At 61.0% G+C, this 20,493-nt stretch carries 14 protein-coding genes; 8 read left to right on the top strand and 6 right to left on the bottom strand.

What is annotated here, in order from left to right; translation table 11 throughout:
- Window positions 1-12: 12 nt before the first annotated feature.
- The 8 genes from H3H45_RS04885 to glmS all read left to right on the top strand — a co-directional run bounded on the left by H3H45_RS04885 (window position 13) and on the right by glmS (window position 9,134).
- On the top strand, window positions 13-549 hold the full coding sequence (locus tag H3H45_RS04885) for a F0F1 ATP synthase subunit delta (protein WP_182832590.1): 537 nt from the start codon (window positions 13-15) through the stop codon (window positions 547-549).
- 21 nt (window positions 550-570) lie between these two features.
- On the top strand, window positions 571-2,115 hold the full coding sequence (gene atpA / locus H3H45_RS04880) for a F0F1 ATP synthase subunit alpha (RefSeq protein WP_182832589.1): 1,545 nt from the start codon (window positions 571-573) through the stop codon (window positions 2,113-2,115).
- A 50-nt stretch (window positions 2,116-2,165) separates the two neighbouring features.
- Window positions 2,166-3,026 (top strand): F0F1 ATP synthase subunit gamma, encoded by an 861-nt coding sequence (gene atpG, locus H3H45_RS04875; protein WP_182832588.1) that lies wholly within the window; start codon window positions 2,166-2,168, stop codon window positions 3,024-3,026.
- A 30-nt stretch (window positions 3,027-3,056) separates the two neighbouring features.
- Window positions 3,057-4,433 carry a F0F1 ATP synthase subunit beta gene (gene atpD / locus H3H45_RS04870; protein ID WP_182832587.1) on the top strand — a complete coding sequence of 459 codons (1,377 nt, stop codon included), beginning with the start codon at window positions 3,057-3,059 and terminating at the stop codon, window positions 4,431-4,433.
- Window positions 4,434-4,475: 42 nt separating this feature from the next.
- Entirely contained in the window at window positions 4,476-4,901 is a 426-nt protein-coding gene (locus H3H45_RS04865) for a F0F1 ATP synthase subunit epsilon (RefSeq protein WP_182832586.1), read from the top strand.
- 110 nt (window positions 4,902-5,011) lie between these two features.
- The gene (gene glmU, locus H3H45_RS04860; RefSeq protein WP_182832585.1) at window positions 5,012-6,370 is read left to right on the top strand and encodes a bifunctional UDP-N-acetylglucosamine diphosphorylase/glucosamine-1-phosphate N-acetyltransferase GlmU; all 1,359 of its coding nucleotides are present in this window, start codon (window positions 5,012-5,014) and stop codon (window positions 6,368-6,370) included.
- Window positions 6,371-6,490: 120 nt separating this feature from the next.
- The gene (locus H3H45_RS04855; RefSeq protein WP_182832584.1) at window positions 6,491-7,261 is read left to right on the top strand and encodes a DeoR/GlpR family DNA-binding transcription regulator; all 771 of its coding nucleotides are present in this window, start codon (window positions 6,491-6,493) and stop codon (window positions 7,259-7,261) included.
- A gap of 10 nt (window positions 7,262-7,271) precedes the next feature.
- Window positions 7,272-9,134, top strand: a complete 1,863-nt coding sequence (glmS, locus tag H3H45_RS04850) for a glutamine--fructose-6-phosphate transaminase (isomerizing) (RefSeq protein WP_182832583.1) — start codon at window positions 7,272-7,274, stop codon at window positions 9,132-9,134.
- A gap of 157 nt (window positions 9,135-9,291) precedes the next feature.
- Here glmS and H3H45_RS04845 read toward each other — a convergent pair whose 3' ends face one another.
- The 6 genes from H3H45_RS04845 to tssM all read right to left on the bottom strand — a co-directional run bounded on the left by H3H45_RS04845 (window position 9,292) and on the right by tssM (window position 20,488).
- Window positions 9,292-10,035 (bottom strand): hypothetical protein, encoded by a 744-nt coding sequence (locus tag H3H45_RS04845; RefSeq protein WP_182832582.1) that lies wholly within the window; start codon window positions 10,033-10,035, stop codon window positions 9,292-9,294.
- Window positions 9,977-13,096, bottom strand: coding sequence for a glycoside hydrolase family 19 protein (locus H3H45_RS04840; protein ID WP_182832581.1), 3,120 nt, complete (start codon window positions 13,094-13,096; stop codon window positions 9,977-9,979). Before H3H45_RS04840 ends, H3H45_RS04845 begins: the two co-directional genes overlap by 59 nt.
- A gap of 61 nt (window positions 13,097-13,157) precedes the next feature.
- Complete coding sequence (gene tssI / locus H3H45_RS04835) at window positions 13,158-15,245, bottom strand: type VI secretion system Vgr family protein (protein WP_182832580.1); 2,088 nt, start codon at window positions 15,243-15,245, stop codon at window positions 13,158-13,160.
- A 13-nt stretch (window positions 15,246-15,258) separates the two neighbouring features.
- Window positions 15,259-16,239 (bottom strand): serine/threonine-protein kinase, encoded by a 981-nt coding sequence (locus H3H45_RS04830; protein WP_407926672.1) that lies wholly within the window; start codon window positions 16,237-16,239, stop codon window positions 15,259-15,261.
- Window positions 16,236-16,967, bottom strand: a complete 732-nt coding sequence (locus H3H45_RS04825) for a PP2C family protein-serine/threonine phosphatase (protein WP_182832579.1) — start codon at window positions 16,965-16,967, stop codon at window positions 16,236-16,238. Before H3H45_RS04825 ends, H3H45_RS04830 begins: the two co-directional genes overlap by 4 nt.
- Entirely contained in the window at window positions 16,967-20,488 is a 3,522-nt protein-coding gene (gene tssM, locus H3H45_RS04820; RefSeq protein WP_182832578.1) for a type VI secretion system membrane subunit TssM, read from the bottom strand. Before tssM ends, H3H45_RS04825 begins: the two co-directional genes overlap by 1 nt.
- Window positions 20,489-20,493: the final 5 nt, after the last annotated feature.

Raw genomic sequence — 20,493 nt, 5'->3', positions numbered from 1 at the left:
GCGAGGGCGATCATGGCAGAACTGACCACGCTGGCCCGACCTTACGCCAAGGCTGCTTTCGAGCACGCCCAGGCCCACCAGCAACTGGCCTCCTGGTCAGCCATGCTCGGCCTGGCTGCAGCGGTGTCGCAAGACGACACCCTGCAACGCGTGCTCAAGGCCCCGCGTCTGACGAGTACAGAAAAGGCCACCACTTTCAATGAAGTGTGTGGTGACAAGTTCGATGCCCAGGCACGCAACTTCATTTCCATCGTTGCCGAATACGGTCGTCTCGACCTGTTGCCGGAAATCGCTGCACTGTTCGAGCTGTACAAGGCCGAGCAGGAAAAGTCGGTGGACGTGGAAGTGACCAGTGCCTTTGCATTGAGCACAGAACAGCAAGACAAACTCGCCAAGGTTCTCAGCGCACGGCTCAGTCGAGAAGTGCGTCTGCATGCAACGGAAGATGCCACCCTTATCGGTGGTGTGGTTATCCGTGCAGGCGACCTGGTTATCGATGGCTCGGTTCGCGGCAAAATCGCGAAGCTGGCCGAAGCGTTGAAATCTTGAGTTTGAAGGGGCAGCAGAGCAATGCAGCAACTCAATCCTTCCGAAATTAGTGAAATCATCAAGGGACGTATCGAGAAACTCGACGTCTCTTCCCAGGCTCGTAACGAAGGCACCATCGTCAGCGTGTCTGACGGTATCGTGCGGATCTACGGTCTCGCCGACGTCATGTACGGTGAAATGATCGAGTTCCCGGGCGGCGTCTACGGCATGGCCATGAACCTTGAGCGCGACTCCGTCGGCGCCGTGGTTCTGGGTGCCTACCAGTCGCTGGCCGAAGGCATGAGCGCCAAGTGCACCGGCCGCATCCTGGAAGTTCCGGTTGGTCCGGAACTGCTGGGTCGCGTAGTCGACGCACTGGGTAACCCGATCGACGGCAAAGGCCCGCTCAACAACGTCGCTAGCGACGCTGTTGAAAAGGTTGCGCCGGGCGTGATCTGGCGTAAGTCGGTCGACCAGCCGGTACAGACCGGTTACAAGTCGGTCGATGCCATGATCCCGGTAGGCCGTGGCCAGCGCGAGCTGATCATCGGTGACCGTCAGATCGGTAAAACCGCTCTGGCCATCGACGCCATCATCAACCAGAAGAACAGCGGCATCCGTTGCGTCTACGTCGCCATTGGTCAGAAGCAATCGACCATCGCCAACGTGGTTCGCAAGCTGGAAGAAGCTGGCGCTCTGAGCAATACCATCGTCGTAGCCGCCAGTGCTTCCGAATCCGCTGCGCTGCAATTCATTGCACCGTACGCCGGTTGCACCATGGGCGAATACTTCCGCGACCGCGGTGAAGATGCGTTGATCGTGTACGACGACCTGTCCAAGCAGGCCGTTGCCTACCGTCAGATCTCCCTGCTGCTGCGCCGTCCGCCAGGCCGTGAAGCCTACCCGGGCGACGTGTTCTATCTCCACAGCCGTCTGCTGGAGCGCGCTTCCCGCGTTTCCGAAGAGTATGTCGAGAAGTTCACCAATGGCGCTGTGACTGGCAAAACCGGTTCCCTGACCGCTCTGCCGATCATCGAAACCCAGGCTGGCGACGTTTCTGCGTTCGTTCCGACCAACGTGATCTCGATCACCGACGGTCAGATCTTCCTGGAATCGGCCATGTTCAACTCGGGTATCCGTCCTGCGGTCAACGCCGGTATCTCGGTATCCCGCGTGGGTGGTGCTGCACAGACCAAGATCATCAAGAAGCTCTCCGGTGGTATCCGTACCGCTCTGGCTCAGTACCGTGAACTGGCGGCATTCGCCCAGTTCGCTTCTGACCTGGACGAAGCCACCCGTAAGCAGCTTGAGCATGGTCAGCGTGTAACCGAGCTGATGAAGCAGAAGCAATACGCGCCGATGTCCATCGCCGACATGTCCCTGTCGCTGTATGCCGCTGAGCGTGGATTCCTGGTCGACATCGAAGTCGCCAAGATCATCAGCTTCGAGCAGGCCCTGATCGCCTACTTCAACCGTGAGAACGCCGCACTGATGGCGAAGATCAACGAGAAGGGCGACTTCAATGACGACATCGACGCTCAGCTGAAAGCTGGCATCGAGAAGTTCAAGGCCACCCAAACCTGGTAAGCCGCAGCGGGGGCCGCGAGGTCCCCGCTTGCTAACCTGATAGGTGTTACATGGCAGGCGCAAAAGAGATTCGCAGCAAGATTGCGAGCATCAAAAGCACGCAGAAGATCACCAGCGCCATGGAAAAGGTGGCGGTCAGCAAAATGCGCAGAGCACAAATGCGCATGGCTGCTAGCCGTCCCTACGCGGAGCGTATCCGCCAGGTGATTGGTCATCTGGCCAACGCCAACCCGGAATATCGCCATCCGTTCATGCTCGAGCGCGAAGTAAAGCGCGCCGGTTATGTGGTGGTGAGTTCGGATCGTGGTCTGTGCGGTGGTCTGAATACCAACCTGTTCAAGGCTCTGGTCAAGGACATGGCGAGCAATCGCGAGCAAGGCGTAGAGGTTGATCTCTGCGTGATTGGTACCAAAGGCGCGGCGTTCTTCCGCAGCTTTGGTGGCAATGTCGTTGCTGCGATCAGCCACCTGGGCGAGGAACCGTCGATCAATGATCTGATCGGTTCGGTCAAGGTCATGCTCGATGCTTACCTCGAAGGTCGCATCGATCGTCTGTCCGTGGTCTCGAACAAGTTCATCAATACCATGACGCAAAAGCCGACAGTGGAGCAGCTTGTTCCCCTGGTGGCGACTCCGGAAGCAGAGCTCAAGCACCACTGGGACTATCTGTACGAACCCGACGCCAAACAGCTGCTCGACGGCTTGATGGTGCGTTACGTGGAATCGCAGGTGTACCAGGCAGTGGTTGAGAACAACGCGGCTGAACAAGCGGCCCGGATGATCGCGATGAAGAACGCCACCGACAACGCTGGCGATCTGATCAAAGACCTGCAGCTGATTTACAACAAGGCTCGTCAGGCAGCGATCACCCAGGAAATTTCGGAAATCGTCGGCGGCGCTGCCGCGGTTTAAGAACGGTTCAAATATTCAGAGGAACCAAAGATGAGTAGCGGACGTATCGTTCAAATCATCGGCGCCGTTATCGACGTGGAATTCCCGCGTGATCAAGTGCCGAGTGTTTATGAAGCGCTGAAAGTAGTCGGCGCCGAAACCACCCTCGAAGTTCAGCAGCAGCTGGGCGACGGCGTGGTTCGCTCCATTGCCATGGGTTCGACCGAAGGCCTGAAACGCGGCCTGGACGTCACCCGTACCCACAAGGCCATCTCCGTACCGGTCGGTAAAGCGACCCTGGGCCGGATCATGGACGTGTTGGGTAACCCGATCGATGAAGCTGGTCCGATCGGCGAAGAAGAGCAGTGGGAAATCCACCGCCCTGCGCCGTCGTACGCCGAGCAAGCCGGTGGTAACGACCTGCTGGAAACCGGCATCAAGGTTATCGACCTGGTTTGCCCGTTCGCCAAGGGCGGTAAAGTCGGTCTGTTCGGTGGTGCCGGTGTCGGCAAGACCGTAAACATGATGGAACTGATCCGTAACATCGCCATGGAACACAGCGGTTATTCCGTGTTCGCTGGTGTGGGTGAGCGTACTCGTGAGGGTAACGACTTCTACCACGAGATGAAGGACTCCAACGTTCTCGACAAGGTAGCCCTGGTTTACGGTCAGATGAACGAGCCGCCAGGCAACCGTCTGCGCGTAGCCCTGACCGGCCTGACCATGGCCGAGAAGTTCCGCGACGAAGGTCGTGACGTTCTGCTGTTCGTCGACAACATCTACCGCTACACCCTCGCCGGTACTGAAGTATCCGCACTGCTGGGCCGTATGCCTTCCGCAGTAGGTTACCAGCCGACTCTGGCCGAAGAGATGGGCGTTCTGCAGGAGCGTATTACCTCCACCAAGAACGGCTCGATCACCTCGGTACAGGCCGTATACGTACCTGCGGACGACCTGACCGACCCGAGCCCGGCGACCACCTTCGCCCACTTGGACGCCACAGTCGTACTGTCGCGTGACATCGCCTCCCTGGGTATCTACCCGGCCGTGGATCCGCTGGACTCCACCTCCCGTCAGCTCGATCCGCTGGTGGTTGGTCAGGAGCACTACGAGACCGCGCGTGGCGTGCAGTACGTGCTGCAGCGTTACAAGGAACTGAAGGACATCATCGCGATCCTCGGTATGGACGAACTCTCTGAAGCCGACAAGCAGCTGGTATCCCGTGCTCGTAAGATTCAGCGTTTCCTGTCCCAGCCGTTCTTCGTGGCCGAAGTCTTCACCGGTTCGCCAGGCAAGTACGTTTCCCTGAAGGACACCATCGCTGGTTTCAGTGGCATTCTGAAAGGTGACTACGATCACCTGCCGGAGCAGGCGTTCTACATGGTTGGCAGCATCGACGAAGCAATCGAGAAAGCCAAGAAACTGTAATCCCCTGTGCGCCCGGCAACGGGCGCTCATGTGAGGCTAGATATGGCTATGACAGTCCATTGCGACATCGTCAGCGCAGAAGCGGAGATCTTCTCCGGTCTGGTCGAGATGGTGATTGCGCACGGCAACCTGGGTGATCTTGGTATCGCTCCGGGCCACGCGCCGCTGATCACCGATCTCAAGCCGGGTCCGATCCGCTTGATCAAGCAGGGTGGCGAAGCTGAGGTGTTCTACATCTCTGGCGGTTTCCTCGAAGTACAGCCGAACATGGTGAAGGTCTTGGCCGACACCGTTACTCGCGCTGCCGACATCGACGAAGCAGCTGCTCAGGAAGCCCTCAAGGCTGCTGAGAAAGCGCTGCATGAGCAAGGCGCCGAGTTCGACTACGGTTCTGCTGCCGCTCACCTGGCAGAGGTCGCGGCCCAGCTGCGTACCGTGCAACAGATGCGCAAGAAGTTCGGCGGCTAAGCTACCGGCTTCATCGCAACGAAGTAAAAGGGTAGCCTTGGCTACCCTTTTTCTTTTCTGCCGTATTTATCCACAGGTGGCTTCCGCCTGTGCCCGTTCAGGATTCCGCCATGTCCCTCGATATCGTCATCCTCGCCGCTGGCCAAGGCACCCGCATGCGTTCGGCCCTGCCCAAGGTGCTGCATCCGGTAGCCGGCAAGCCCATGCTCGGCCATGTCATCGATACGGCACGCGCGCTGTCGCCGCGCAAGATCCATGTGGTGATCGGCCATGGTGCCGAGCTGGTCCGTGAGCGTCTCGCCGCCGACGATATCCACTTCGTGCTGCAGGCCGAGCAGCTTGGCACCGGCCACGCCGTGGCCCAGGCATTGCCAGCACTGGAAGCGGATAAGGTGCTGATCCTGTATGGCGACGTACCGCTGACAAAGGTTGAAACCCTCACCCGTCTGCTGGAGCAGGCCAACGACGCTCAGCTGGGCCTGCTGACGGTCAACCTGGCCGATCCCACCGGCTACGGTCGCATCGTACGTGACGCCAACGGTGTGGTGCAGGCCATCGTCGAGCATAAGGACGCCAGCGAGGCGCAGCGCGCCATCCACGAAGGCAACACCGGTATCCTCGCCGTACCGGGCAAGCGCCTTGGCGACTGGCTGGGCCGCTTGTCCAACAGCAACGCCCAGGGCGAGTACTACCTCACCGACGTGATCGCAATGGCCGTAGCTGACGGCCTGGTGGTGGCCACCGAGACGGCCCAGGACGAGATGGAGGTGCTGGGTGCCAACGACCGCATCCAGCTTTCGCAGCTCGAATGCCACTACCAGCAGCGCATGGCCCGTCAGCTGATGGCCCAGGGCGTGACCCTGCTCGATCCGCATCGATTCGATGTGCGCGGCGAGGTCAGCGTGGGGCGTGATATCACCATCGATATCAACGTGATCCTCGAAGGCAAAGTGGTCATCGAGGACGACGTGCAGATCGGCCCGAACTGCGTGATCAAGAACAGCACCCTGCGCAAGGGCGCCATCGTCAAAGCCAACAGCCATCTGGATGGTGCCGAGCTTGGCGAGTGCGCCGACTGCGGCCCGTTCGCCCGCTTGCGTCCGGGTGCAGTGCTGGGCGCCAAGGCCCATGTCGGTAACTTCGTCGAGCTGAAGAATGCCGTGCTGGGCGAAGGCGCAAAGGCCGGCCACCTGAGCTACCTGGGCGATGCCGAGATCGGTGCACGGACCAACATCGGTGCCGGCACCATCACCTGCAATTACGACGGCGCCAACAAGTTCCGCACCGTGATGGGTGAGGATGTGTTCATCGGTTCCAACAGCTCCCTGGTGGCACCACTGACTCTGGGCGACGGCGCCACCACCGGCGCCGGCTCGACCGTTACCCAGGACGTACCGGCCAAGACCCTGGCCGTCGGCCGCGCCAAGCAGCGCAACATTGAAGGCTGGAAGCGCCCGATCAAGAAGTAAGTCGGGTAGTTATCCACAACAAAAAGGCGGCTCAGGCCGCCTTTTGTCCGTTTCAGACTTGACCATAAGCTTTCGTTAGGTTTTGATTCGCGCACTTATCTTTCGAATCGAAACTTACGGATGTCCAAGCGCAACACACCACAGCGGCGCCACACCATCCTCGCCTTGCTCAACGAGCAGGGCGAGGTAAGTGTCGACCAGCTGGCCAGTGCCTTCGCCACCTCCGAAGTGACCATCCGCAAGGATCTTGCCGCCCTGGAGAAGAATGGCCTGCTGCTGCGCCGTTACGGTGGCGCCGTGCCCATGCCGCAGGAGCTGATCGGCGAGCCCGCACAGCCGGTGTCCAGCCACAAGCAGGCCATCGCCCGCGCCGGCGTCGAACGCATCCGCGAACATGCGCGCGTCATCATCGACAGCGGCACCACCACCGCGGCGATGATCCCGCAGCTCGGCTACAAGCCCGGCCTGGTGGTGATGACCAACTCGCTAAACGTGGCCAACGCCCTGCGCGACATCGAGCACGAGCCGGTGCTGCTGATGACCGGTGGCACCTGGGACCCGCACTCTGAGTCCTTCCAGGGTCAGGTCGCCGAACAGGTGCTGCGCTCCTATGATTTCGACCAGCTGTTCATCGGCGCCGATGGCATCGACCTGCAGCGTGGCACCACTACCTTCAACGAGCTGCTGGGTTTGTCCAGGGTCATGGCCGAGGTGGCGCGCGAAGTCATCGTCATGGTCGAGAGCGACAAGGTCGGCCGCAAGATTCCCAACCTGGAACTGCCCTGGAGCAGCGTCCATACCCTGATCACCGACGACCGCCTGGATGCCCAGGCGGCCGAACAGATAAAGGCGCGTGGCATCACCCTGATCCTCGCCGCCGTGCAACCCTAGGAGAACAGCCATGTGTGGCATTGTTGGCGCCGTCGCCGAACGCAGCATCACCCCGATCTTGGTCGAAGGCCTCAAGCGCCTGGAGTACCGTGGTTACGACAGCGCCGGCGTGGCGGTCTTCACCCAGAGCGGCCAATTGCAGCGCTGCCGCCGGGTCGGTAAGGTCGCCGAACTGGGCCAGGCCCTGGCCGGTGAGCCGCTCAACGGCCACCTGGGCATCGCCCACACCCGTTGGGCCACCCACGGCGCGCCGAGCGAGCGCAACGCCCACCCGCATTTCTCGGGCAAAGAGCCCGGCGAACAACTGGCCGTGGTGCACAACGGCATCATCGAGAACCACGAAGAACTGCGCGCCCGCCTGCAAGGCCTCGGCTACGTCTTCACCTCGGATACCGACACCGAAACCATCGTCCACCTGCTGCAGCACAAACTGGCCGAACACGGCGACCTGGCCGTCGCCCTCAAGGCCGCGATTCCCGAGCTGCACGGCGCCTACGGCCTGGCCGTGATCAGCGCGCAGCAACCGGATCGCCTGCTCGCCGCGCGCAGCGGCAGCCCGCTGGTGATCGGCCTCGGCCTCGGCGAAAACTTCCTCGCCTCCGACCAGCTGGCCCTGCGCCAGGTCACCGACCGCTTCATGTACCTGGAAGAAGGCGACATCGCCGAAATCCGCCGCGACAGCGTGCAGATCTGGGACGCCAGCGGCCGCTCGGTGCAGCGTGAACAGGTGCAATACCACGAAGGCGCCGAGTCCGCCGACAAGGGCGAATACCGCCACTTCATGCTCAAGGAAATCCACGAGCAGCCCAAGGTCGTGCAACGCACCCTGGAAGGCCGCCTGGGTACTGACCATGTACTGGTCCAGGCCTTCGGCCCGCAGGCCGCCGAGCTGTTCGCCAACGTGCGCAACGTACAGATCGTCGCCTGCGGGACCAGCTACCACGCCGGCATGGTCGCCCGTTACTGGCTCGAAGGCCTGGCCGGCATCCCCTGCCAGGTCGAAGTGGCCAGCGAATTCCGCTACCGCAAGGTGGTGGTACAGCCGGACACCCTGTTCGTCAGCATCTCCCAGTCCGGTGAAACCGCCGACACCCTGGCCGCCCTGCGCAACGCCAAGCAATGCGCGCCGGACAACGGCGGCTACCTGGCCAGCCTGGCCATCTGCAACGTCGGCATCAGCTCCCTGGTGCGCGAATCCGACCTGACCCTGCTGACCCAGGCCGGCCCGGAAATCGGCGTGGCCTCGACCAAGGCCTTCACCACCCAGCTGGTCGGCCTGATGCTGCTGACCCTGGCCCTCGGCCAGGTGCGCGGCACCCTCGAAGCCGGCGTGGCCGCCGAACTGGTGGAAGAACTACGCCGCCTGCCGACCCGCCTTGGCGAAGCCCTGGCCATGGACAAGACCGTAGAGAAGATCGCCGAACTGTTCGCCGAAAAGCACCACACCCTGTTCCTCGGCCGCGGAGCGCAGTATCCGGTGGCCATGGAAGGCGCGCTCAAGCTCAAGGAAATCTCCTACATCCACGCCGAAGCCTACCCGGCCGGCGAGCTCAAGCACGGCCCGCTGGCCCTGGTCGACAGCGACATGCCGGTGGTCACCGTGGCGCCGAACAACGAGCTGCTGGAAAAGCTCAAATCCAACCTGCAAGAAGTCGCCGCCCGCGGCGGCCAACTGATCGTCTTCGCCGACCAGCAAGCCGGCCTGAGCAACGGCGAAGGCACCCACGTGGTCAACATGCCGCACATCCACGACGCCCTGGCGCCGATCCTCTACACCCTGCCGCTGCAGCTGCTGTCGTACTACGTGGCGGTGTTCAAGGGTACCGACGTGGATCAGCCGCGTAACTTGGCCAAGAGCGTGACGGTGGAATAAGTCGCTAGCGGAAAAAGAAAGCGGGCCAATGGCTCGCTTTAAAATAGATAGGTATCCATATTAATTTCTATAAATAATAGTTAGCCGTCATATCAAAAACCCAAGGCTTCAGAGGTGATGTGATCTTCGATAGATGTTTTATTTTAATCGGCTATCTTTATTTATCGATTGATTCCAAATATCTAAAGCTTGACTGTTTTGATATCATTTTTTGATTTTGTAAATCAAAAATTAAAGATGGTGTTATGCAACCTGGTTCATATATCCACTGGTTGGGCTGAGCGCTTTCAAGTTCTTCTATTATTTTTAAAACCGAATCGCCACCCAAAGATGATATGCACGATCCATATTTTTTATTAAATTGATCGAGGCTTGGCTCGTCTTTTTCAAGGAAATATTGATAAGAGATAGAGGATGTATCTATATCAGATGGGTAATTAACGTTAAGCACAGCCAGTGTTCCTGAAAATGCTGTTGTCTGTTCGCGGACGAGTGAGAGAGCTTTTCCACGGTACTCAAAAAATAGGTGGCGGTCATAGCAAACTGGCATTGATGGAGCGCAAGTATATAAATTCATAATTAAATTATTATTGGCTATGCCTAGCCCTCTAAATACTTCAATTCCGCCTGTTGGTTTATTTTTTTTTGCAGGTATTAAAGAGGTTATTTTTATTTTTTCCACCCCGTCGATAATTATATCTAATAGATAGAAATCACCCTCTGTATCGGTAACTTTTACCTCATCAGATGTATCGTTTCTATTGATATCACCGTAAATTATTTGCCGAACTCCAGCGTTCGCTACTAATGGCGTAGACAGGAGTACAAATATAGTAAAAAACCTAACGAAATATTTTCTCAATTTCCCATATCCTTTTGAATTGATTTCTTCTTTCAGCATAACTTGACGTGTATTGGTTGATTACTGCAGTAATTGAGTTCACGTTGCTTGGCTCTACTCCAAGATCGGCGATTTCATATAAAGAATTTTTCAACCAAAAATATACAGCAGAGCGAGCTGCATACTTTGTTTCCTCTAGTTTCTCTGGATTTTCTATGAAATTTATATTTTCATCTGTCCATAGAATAGAATACTTTTGGTTGAAATCAGTGTAGTTATAACGACCTGTAAGCTGCTTGAGCCCTCGCCCTCTAAATTTCCAGCCATCGCCGCTTTCTATATCACCATTACCTAAGTCACTATTTCCAGTTACTCCATTATAAGCTCTGTTTGCAATTTCTACTTCGTTTGCTGGATGTACCCCTGGTATATATCCATACAGCTGAGCTTCATCTGGTCGACTGGCAAAATAAGAGAAATCCGAAAGCTTTTCTGGCCTATATTTCAGGGATTCGACTAATGAGTAGTTATCCCCAACTTCCACTCTTACTTGAGCAAAAAAATGGCTTAATCTAGCCGGAGTGTCCAATTTGTATTCTGCAAGATTTTTATTTAACTCATCAGCGAGTAGCTGTAATTTTTCTATAGATCCTGATGTAAATATTTTTCTTAACATTTCAATGGTAATTTTGAAAGTATTTGGGCTCAATAAACTTCCAATTAACCCTGCTGCGTGGAAATGCCAAACCTTTCCATGTGTGTTAGTCCCGTGCTTACCTGTCAGCGTTGCCCACCAGCTCAGCTTTTCAATTCGTTGCTTTTCTTTCTCCCAGTCAGAGTTTGATTGTCCAGGGGTATATGCCATTAATGAATCTAGTGCATTCCATTTGGCAGGATTCGAGAACCACTCGCTCTCGTAGTGAGTGATAAGCAAAGAGAGCTGCTGGGCTAGCCAGGATTTACTGAGAGCATTTTTGATCTCTGCCGGAGTGAGTTTTTTATCGCGCACGCCAGCAGCGTCAGGCTGATCGATGATTTCAAATAGCCGTTGGAACAGCGCCCCGCGTTCGGCTTCGTCGATTTGCGCTGCATAGCTGTGGGCTTCTTCGGTCGAAAGTGCTCCTTGGGCACTGAGGGCTTGCGCCTGCTGGCTGACAACGGGCGTTATGTCCTCTATCTGGCTGAAGCCAGGCCATTCCCAAGGGGAATGCTCCGTAACGATAAGGTCGACCTCGGGTACCCAGCCTGATATTTCCTGTCCGGCGGCGCTGGCAACAGTGACGTACCACCAATGGGTTTTCTCGGTATTCGCGTCGACGGCCTTGTGGTCGGTGCTGAGGTGGTTCCAAGAAGCTTTGCTGAGGATGCGTTCGAATCCGCACGCTGGGCCATCTGTGGCTTGGCTAAGGGGAAAATTTTTCCAGGCATCGAGAGCACCGTCGGTGCTGGAGCGCTGACCTTGGGCATTGAGTGTGCTGCGCTTAACCCAAACAGGAGTGTTCAGCTTCACTCCAATTTTGCGCATTGGTCGTGTGGCAGGGATGCTCCCGCTGACATACGGCTGTGGATCGGTACCATCAGCCAGATAGGTTTCCATCAGGAAATCGACCTGGTCTGGCAGTTCACTCACATCAATACCTTGAGCGCCGGCGAGGGTGCTTTTTTGGCTGGCATTTAAGGGGTACTGCTTACTGCTATAGGTGCCTAATTCGCTCTTGTTGACCTTCAGCACGACGTAAGGCTGCACCTTGGTCCAGCAACCTTCAGTCGGGGAGTCGGCAGCGCTTTTCACGTCAGTGCCACTCGCGATCTGGGTATCTGCTGCGGTGGGCTGGATAACCTTAGATTCTTTGTGAATCTTGATCAGAGTCTTCTGTTCTGCGGGCAAGCTCTCCGCCCATGCTCTGCTCTGGCTAATAAAGGCTGGTACGTCGTTACAACTGAATACCTCCAGATGCAGCATCGATCTGGGACGGTTGTCGTCGAAGTTCTGGTACTGGCCTATATGGCCAATCAGCTCGCCAGCTTTGATTGCCACTGGTTGATCCAGTACCACCACGCTGCCGTCATGGGCTTTGGGTTCATGGGTGACTTCCAGTGAGTCCAGCCAGACAAAACCAGGGAGATTACCGCTGCTGTCTGCGGTGAGCGGGGGTACTGCGGTGCCGCTGATAATTTCCACCAGCTTGCGGTATTTACCTGCTGCCCCTTCATTGCTGATACGTAGCTGTGTGCCTCTGGGTAGCAGGGCCAGGATATCTCCGTGCGCGGTTGCCGAGCGCACATTCAACCCTTGCTGAACTGGCGCGATAGGATCTTTGGCACCCTCACTGATGAGGTAGCGATTGCTGCCGAGCGATTTCATCTCATCTTTGTAAGCCCAGCAGTTTTCAGGCTCAAGCCCTGCGATGGCAGGGGTAATGCTGGTTAGTTTCAACCAGCCGGCATGCTCATTATCAGGGCCGCTCGCGGCCTCGACGATAGTGCCGCGCGGCAGTGTTGCCAGGATATTTTCATACTCTGAATGATGTGCATTGGTAGGAGATACCTTGTAATAGGCCCGCACATTCAAACCCAGCAACTTGTCGGGAGCGTCTGCCTTTACCTTGCACAACCCGTCCACCCAGAAGCTTGGGCGCGGCAGGGTAGGCTGGGCTTGGTAGCTCGCCCAATCCTGCAGGTGCATATACAGGCTGTAAAACGTTAAAGCAGGCGCTGCAGGGGGCGTTTCGGAGGCTGCGCCTGCGGCTGGTTCAAGGGGTTTCGGTGGTAACTCCAGGCGGTGTTTGACCAGCACAAAGCCCGTCGAGAAGGGCAGATGTACTACAGCGGGAACCTCCCCATATGTGGTGGTCGGATATTGCTCGTCGATGCGATAGGCGATCACTTCGCCATCGGCGATGCAGTGCACCTCAGACTGGTCGAGTACGGCCCCTGTAGCCTCATCGAAATGCACGCCGCCGTGCCAGTTGCCACTTGCCCCCATTGGGTAAAAGCCGTCTTTGGCTTGAGCCAGGGCGGCGTAGTAGACCTCTGGATTGGTGATGTCCTTGCTGGCCGCTCCGTCGGCTCCTTTGAGCTTGAAGGGAAATGCCCAGTTGATTGGTTTGTGGTCTGCCATGGTGGTTTGACTCGGTTCCGTTCCTTGGTGGCGTGCAACTTGGCCGCGCGCCTGATCCTGATTAGCTGGAGAAGTTGAGCATTCGCTTGGGCTTTTGCTTAAGGCTGCTCAGGCTGTTCGCCAGGTTTTCATCCAGCAGATTCCCCGCCTTGTCCTTATCCGCCATCCCCGGCTGAAGCGGGGGTTTGATAGTGATGCCCGAGCCATTGCCCGGCGCGCCGCCGGCATTGATCTTGACCATGGGGCCGACCAGGGTGATGCCGCCCGGGTCGAGTTTGATGAAGCTGCCGCCGGCCTTGAGGGTGATTTCCAGGCCGGCTTCGATGACCATCTTCTGCCCGGCTTTCAGGTGGATCTCGCGGCCGGCCTGGGTCAGTTGGGCGGTGCCGAGTTTGGTGTGCTGGTTCTGCGCCACGGTCAGGTGGTCGTCGGCGCGTACCTCCACCTTGCGATCCAGATGGGTGGTGTGATGTTCCTCGGCTTTCAGCTCGGTGTAGCTGTTGGCTTCGACCGTGTCGTGGCGTTCGTGGCCGATGCGGATCTTCTGGTCGTGCTCGATGTTTTCATCCCAGTCTTTCTGGGCGTGGATGTAGATCTGTTCGGCGCCTTTTCTGTCCTCGATGCGCAGCTCGTTGTAGCCGCCACCGCCGGGGGAGCTGAGGGTCTTGAACACGCTGCGGGTCTTGTTCGCCGGCAGGTCGTAGGGGACGACGTGTTCCTTGTGGTACAGGCAGCCGGTGACCAGCGGCTGGTCGGGGTCGCCTTCGAGGAAGGTGACCAGCACTTCCATGCCGACGCGCGGGATGGCGATGCCGCCGTAGCGGTCGCCGGCCCAGCTGCTGGACACGCGCAGCCAGCAGCTGCTGGTGTCGTCGCCCTGGCCCTCGCGGTCCCAGTGGAACTGCACCTTGATCCGGCCGTATTGATCGCAGTGGATCTCCTCGCCCTTGGGCCCGGTGACTACCGCGGTCTGGCTGCCCAGTACGCGCGGTTTCGGGTGTTGCAGGGGCGGGCGGTAGAGGATGTTCCAGGGGCTGGCGCTGAAGTGGTTGCGGTAGCCTTGGTGGAAGTCATCGGAGTTGCTGGACAGACCCTCTCCCCCGGCCCCTCTCCCATGAATGGGAGAGGGGAGAAGGCCGGCGCCGAAGTTACTGATCGACTCCTCCAGCACCTGCGGTTGTTTGCCTTGGTGGATCACCTCGTGCAGCAGCCACAGGTCGTTCCATTCGCGGCGCGGGTGGTCGGAGATTTCCAGCAGGTGGCCGCTGAGCAGGCGCGGCTGGTCGCTGCGGCCTTCGGCCAGTTGGTAGTCGGCGCGGTGGCGTTCCAGGGCGCGCTGGGCCAGGTGTTTACCGCGCGTGCGCTCGGTGTAGCGGCCGGGGTAGTCGTAGTCTTCCAGGTCGGGCTGGAACTCGCTTTTGGCGGCGGCCTCCAGCAGCAGGCGCGGTTGTTCGAAGTCGTAGTCGCGGCGGGTCACGCGGTTGCTGCGGGTGGCCAGGCGCAGGGCGAAGCGTTTGATCACCGGTTCGTCGGCGACCATGCCGCTGTCCTGCACGTAGGCCGTGGGCTGGCCCAGGCGCGGGAAGCTGGTCTGGTCGTCGCCGAAGACCAGCACATGGCCTTGGCCACTGTGCTCGAAGTGGTAATGCAGGCCTTCTTCCTCGCACAGGCGCTGGATGAAGTGCAGGTCGCTCTCGTCGTACTGCACGCAGTAGTCGCGCTCGGGATAAACCGTCGGGCCGAGCTGGAAGCGGTAGGCGCTGCCGAGGATGCCGTGCTCTTCCAATACCAGGGCGATGATCTGCGGTACCGTCAGCTGCTGGTAGATGCGCTGGTTGCTGCGTTGCGCCAACCAGGCCAGCTTGGGCTGCAGCACCAGGCGGTAGCGGGTCAGGCGCTTGCCGGACTCGCCCTGGGCGGCGTCGTGCACTAGGCCGTGGATGCCGTGGCCGTCCGGGCTGAAGGCGAGGAAGGCGGGCTGGCCGAGCAGGCTCTGCAGGTCGAGGTCGGGGCGCTCGCTGACCAGCTCCACCTCGAAGCGGTAGGGCTGGTTGAGCGCTTCGCGGCCGTGGAATTCGAGGACCTGCAGGTCGTGGCGCTGGCCGTCGAGGGTCAGGCTGAAGTGGGTCTGGTTGGCGGGGTTGAACATTCTGTCGTCCTTGTCAGAGGGCTGGCCGGCGGCGCAGCCAGCGCGGCAGCCGGGAGGCCGGGCGCTGCTGTTCGCGGAAGGCTCGCAGCAAACGGGGCAGACTGCTGCGCCGGGCCGGGTCAAATTCCAGCGCCGCGCGCAGGGCCGGCCACAGGGCGCGGGGCATATCCGCAGGGGCATGCAGCGGCAGTTCCATTGCCTTGGCCTGTTTAGCACTTTGCCGGCGGAAAGGATGCTGGCCGCTGCACAGTTCGTAGATCACGCAGGCCACTGCATAGACATCGGCGGCGGCGCTCAGCGGTGCGCCGTCGAGCAATTCGGGGGCGGCATAGCGCGGCGTCCAGGCGGCGAAGCGGCTGCGCGAGAGGCGCGGCAGGCCGGTGAGAAAACCATCCATGGCCTGGCCGAGGCCGAAGTCGAACAGGCGCAGCTCGCTGTCGCCGAGCATCAGGTTGCTCGGCTTCAGGTCGCCGTGCAGTACGCCCTGGCCGTGCGCGTAGTGCAGGGCTTCGAGCAGGCTTAGGCTGATCGTGTGCGCCTCGGCCCAGGGCAGGCCGCTGGGGTATTGCTGCAGCAGGCTGTCGAGGGTGCAGCCCTTGAGCAGCTCCATGGTGATGAAGGCGCGCTGGCTGGGCGGGTCGATCTCGAAGCTGTACAGGCGCACCAGGTTGCGCTGGCTCAGGCGGGCGCTGAGGGCGAACTCGCTGTAGAGCAGGGCGCTGGCGTCCGGGTACTCGGCGAAGTCTTCGCTGAGGGTTTTCAGCGCCACATAGGGCTGCGGGTCGCCGAACTGTTCGCGCAGCAGGTCTCGCGCGCGGTACACCGCGCCCATGCCGCCGACGCCGAGCAGGCGTTCGATGCGGTAGCGGCCGCAGAGCACCGGCGGCAGGTCCTTGGGCAAGGGCCGCGGCGTCTTGGCCGTGCTGCCGGCCATCAGGGTCAGGTCGGCGCTGGCGGCGGTGGCCGCGGCCTGGTGGTTCATCGCGCTGCTCATCGGTTGATCACCACGGCGCTGAGGTTATCGCGGGCCGGGCCGTCCAGCGCCAGTTCGAACAGGCGCTGCAGGGCTAGGCTGGCGCTGGGGCGGATCAGCGCGGCGCCGAGCTGGTCGTGGTCGAGGTCCTGATACAGGCCGTCGCTGCACAGCAGGAACACGTCGCCGGGCAGGCTTTCCAGTTCGAGGATATCCAGCTGCAGTTCCTCGGCTGCGCCGATGGCGCGGGTCAGGGCGTGGGCAGCCGGCTGGCGCGCGGCCTCATCGACGCTCATGCCGTGCTCGTCGACCAGTTGCTGCAGCAGCGAATGGTCGCGGCTCAACTGGTACAGCTGGCGCCCGCGCAGCAGGTAGCAGCGGCTGTCGCCGGCCCACACGCAGGCCATCCGGCTGCCGGCGGCGAGCAACGCGACCACGGTGCTGCCGACCAGCATATCGGGGTTCTCGCTGGTCACCGTGAGGCCCAGGCTGAGGTGGCGATTGAGCCGGTGCAGGCATTGACGTAACTGCTCCAGGCGCTGCTCGAAGCTGCCGCCGGCGTCCAGCTCGCCCAGGCTCTCGACGATCAGGCGGCTGGCCAGGTCGCCGTTCTGGTGACCGCCCATGCCGTCGGCGACCACCCACAGGCCACGCTGCGGCTGGTCGAGAAAGGCATCCTCGTTGCGCGCGCGCACCTTGCCGGTGTCGGTGCGCGCGGCGCTGTGCCAGAGCAGGTTGGCGACTTCCATCAAAGCGTCGCCGGTAGCTTGAAGTCGCGCAGCAGGCTGGCGTCGAACGGGTTCGGCGAGCGCTGGCTGTGCAGCAGGTACTTGGCCTGCAGGCCCTGCAGGTTGGCCTTGAGGATCAGCACGTCGCGGCCGCTGTGCTGCTCGACCTGCATCAGGTCGAGCAGGCGGAACAGCGCCCAGGGCCCGCTGCTCTTCTCGATGCCGACGCGGCGCCCGCCCTGTTCTTCCAGCACCAGGCTGCTGCGCTCGCTGTCGCCCTCGGCCGGCCAGCGGAACGCGGTGGCGATGATCGGCCCGTGGCGGTATTCCATCTGCTGGCCGCCGTACTGGAAGTCGGCGCGGTTGAGGCTGTAGTCGAGGGCGAACGGCTCCAGCTTGAACAGCACCAGCGGCTCGGTCGGGTTCTCGGCGAAGAAGCTGCGGCGGATCACCTGAGTCTGGTTGATCTGTGCGAGAAAGGTCGGCGACAGCGGCAGGCCCTGACCGTCCAGGCGGCGCAGCTGGTACTTGCCCTCGCTGTCGCTGACGAAGGCCTTGAGGTAGCGATCGACGAAGCCGTCGGCCACGCCATCGGCCTTGAAGAACTCGCGGAAGTCGGCGATGGCCACGTCACTGTCGCTCTTGGCGCTGAACGGATAGCGCTTGAACAGCGACTCCTTGTAGAAGGCATACAGCTCGCTGCGGTAGCGCTTGTTCAGGTAGCCATAGGCGTCGTTGAGCACCAGCTGCCAGCTGTCGTCGGCGATCAGGCTCAGCCAGTTGCCCACCGGTTGCGGCAGGCGCGCTGCGCTGCTGCGTACCTGGTTGATCGCATCCGGGCGGCCGCCCATGCGTGCCTTGGCCATCTCGAAGGCCGCCTGTTCCGGCGCGCTGGCGTGGGCCAGGCCGCTGAACTGCAGTTGCAGGGCGTCCAGCGCCTGCAGGGTAGCGGCCAGTTCCGGGCCGGCGCCGCTGTTGGCGTCGAGCAGTCGGTGTAGCGGCTCGAAGCGCCGTTGCAGGGCGCGGCGGGCGGTGTCCGGCAGGCTCTTGGCGATCGCGCCGATGCCCTGTTCGGCCGCGGCGGCGGCCAGTTTGGCTTTCTTGCCAAGCTTGGCCTGGGCGGCCAGCTCGTCGACCTGGTCGGCGGCTGCCGGCAGGTCGAAGCGGGTGTTCTCGCGCACTTCCACCAGCACCTGCAGCAGCGGCGAGTTGGCCGCGGTCAGCGCGGACAGCTGAAGGATGCCCTGGGCCGTGTTGCCGATCGGCTCCAGGCTGAGCTGGGCGATGGCCTCGCCCCAGTAGTTGGCGTAGTCGCGGAAGTACAGTTGCTCCAGCTCCACCAGCAGGCGGCTGAGGTCGTTGTCGCTGAGCTGGTTGCCTTCGCCGAGCACCCAGTTGTCGCGCAGGATGTCGCGCACCAGACCGAGGCCCTGGGCGACGAAGTACTGCTGATAACCCTTCTGCGTGTACAGCCCGGGAATGCTGTAGTCGCTGCCGAGGAACAGCGTGGCCTGGCTGCCCAGCTGCTGGCTCAGGCGATATTCCGGCAGGCTGCGAGCCTGGTCGCGGAGCATGCGGTAGACCACGTTGGCCAGCGACTCGCTGCGCAGGATCTGCCGCGCCTCGGCCACCAGCGCGTCGTTCAGCGGGTAGGCGGCGAATGGCTCGGCCAGCAGGCGCTGGAAGTGGCCATTGAGGCCCTTCTGCGTCGGCTCGGCGCCGGCGTAGCGCAGCGACCAGTCGGCGGCCAGCCAGTCCTGCAGGTACGCGGCTTCGCGGCGCTGTTCCAGATTGAGCATCAGGTAGGCGCGCAGGCTGCCGAGCAGCAGCTCGCGGTCGTCGCGGTTGGCGCGGATCTGTCCTTCCAGCTGACGGGCGACGCGTGGCAGCAGCTCGCTTTCCAGCTGGCGGCGATAGGCCTGGTGTACGGTCGGGTCGACGTCCGCGCCCTGGTACAGGCCACCGCGTTCGAGCAGGGCGGCGTCACTCGGCGCGGGGAATACCTGGGTCGCCGCGTAGCTGCTGTCGAGCAGCGGCAGCACCTGCTCGGCCTCGTCCTTGGGATTGAGGCTCTCGCCTTCGCGGCCCAGTTGCTGGGCCAGTTCGCGCAGCTGTTCCAGACGGCCGTGGTTGGCCGAATAGCTGTTGCCCCAGAGCAGGCCAAACAGCACCAGGCAGGCGGCGGCACCGGCGTAGAGGGCGCGCTGGCGCCAGTCGATGCGGCGTACTTCCTTGTCGTCCAGCCCGGCCAGATCGGCCTCGGGGAAGATCACCCGGCTGAGCAACTGGTGGATAAAGCGCGCGCGGCCGCTGCGGTAGGTCGGCAGGGTGCTGCCGGCCAGACCGAGGTTGCGACCGATACTGGTGGTACTCGGGTCGAGCGCATCGCTGAGCTGCGGCGCGCTGGTCAGGTAGAAACCGCGCAGGTGGCTGGAGCGCTGGTAGCGGTTGCCGCTGAAGGCCAGTTCGACGAACAGGCACAGGCGCTCGCCGAGCTGGCCGAGCTGGTGCGGGAAGTCGAGGATGCGCCCACGGCGCTGGGTGTCGCGCTCCTGGTGCATGCGCAGGATCACCTGGCTGTTGAGGCGGCGCAGCAGTTCCTCGAACTCCTGGCGGATCACCCCGGCGTCGGTGGCGTTCTGCTCCTTGCGCAGGCTGGCGCCGAGCACCTGGTCGCTTTCCTCGCGGCTCAGCTGGTCGAAGAACTCGTCGAAGCCGAGGATCTTGTCGGCCTTGCTCAGCACCAGGTACACCGGCACTTCCACGCGCAGCTCGGCGTGGATTTCGTGCAGGCGCTGGCGCACCTGGCGGGCCAGGTTCTCCAGCTCCAGTTCGTTGTGGTACAGCAGGCTGTCCACCGGGATGTTCACCAGCACGCCGTTGAGCGGGCGCGCGCGGCGCTTGCGCAGCAGGTTGAGCAGGGTGTGCCAGGCGCGGCTGTCGACCGCCACGTCGGGCTGGTTGAGGTAGCGCCCGGCGGTGTCGAGCAGCACGGCGTGGTCGGCGAAGTGCCAGTTGCAATAGCGGGTGCCGCCGACGTCCTTGGTCAGGCGCTGGGCGTCGCCCTTGCTCAGCGGGAAGTCCAGGCCGGAGAAGTCCAGCAGGCTGGTCTTGCCGCTGCCCTGCGGGCCGATCAGCAGGTACCAGGGCAGTTCGTTGCGCCATTTGTCGCTGCGCCCGCGGTACAGGCTGGAGCTCTTCAGGGTGCGCAGGGCCTGCTTGAAGCGGCCGCGCAGTTCGACCTGCTCCTCGCTGATCAGGCCGTCGCGGCGCAGGCGCTCCTGGGCGTCGACATCATCCGCCTCGGCCTTCTTGCGCTGATTGGCGCGCCAGCTGATGAACACGATGAACAGACCCCAGGCGAGGAACAGCAGGCTGATGCTGACCAGGCGGCTGGCCGCCGATTCCCAGAACTTGCTGTCGGCCACTGCCAGCAGCGGCCCGACGAACCACACCAGCAGGGCCAGGCACAGTACCAGGCACAGGCTCCAGACCCAGGTCTGGCGCAGGAAGGTGGCGGTTTTCTTGAGAAAATCCTTCATCTCAA

It is taken from the genome of Aquipseudomonas guryensis (assembly GCF_014164785.1).
Classification (GTDB): Bacteria; Pseudomonadota; Gammaproteobacteria; order Pseudomonadales; family Pseudomonadaceae; genus Aquipseudomonas; species Aquipseudomonas guryensis.
The sequence above is the reverse complement of the archived record's forward strand: the minus strand, read 5'-3'. Positions and strand labels throughout refer to the sequence as shown.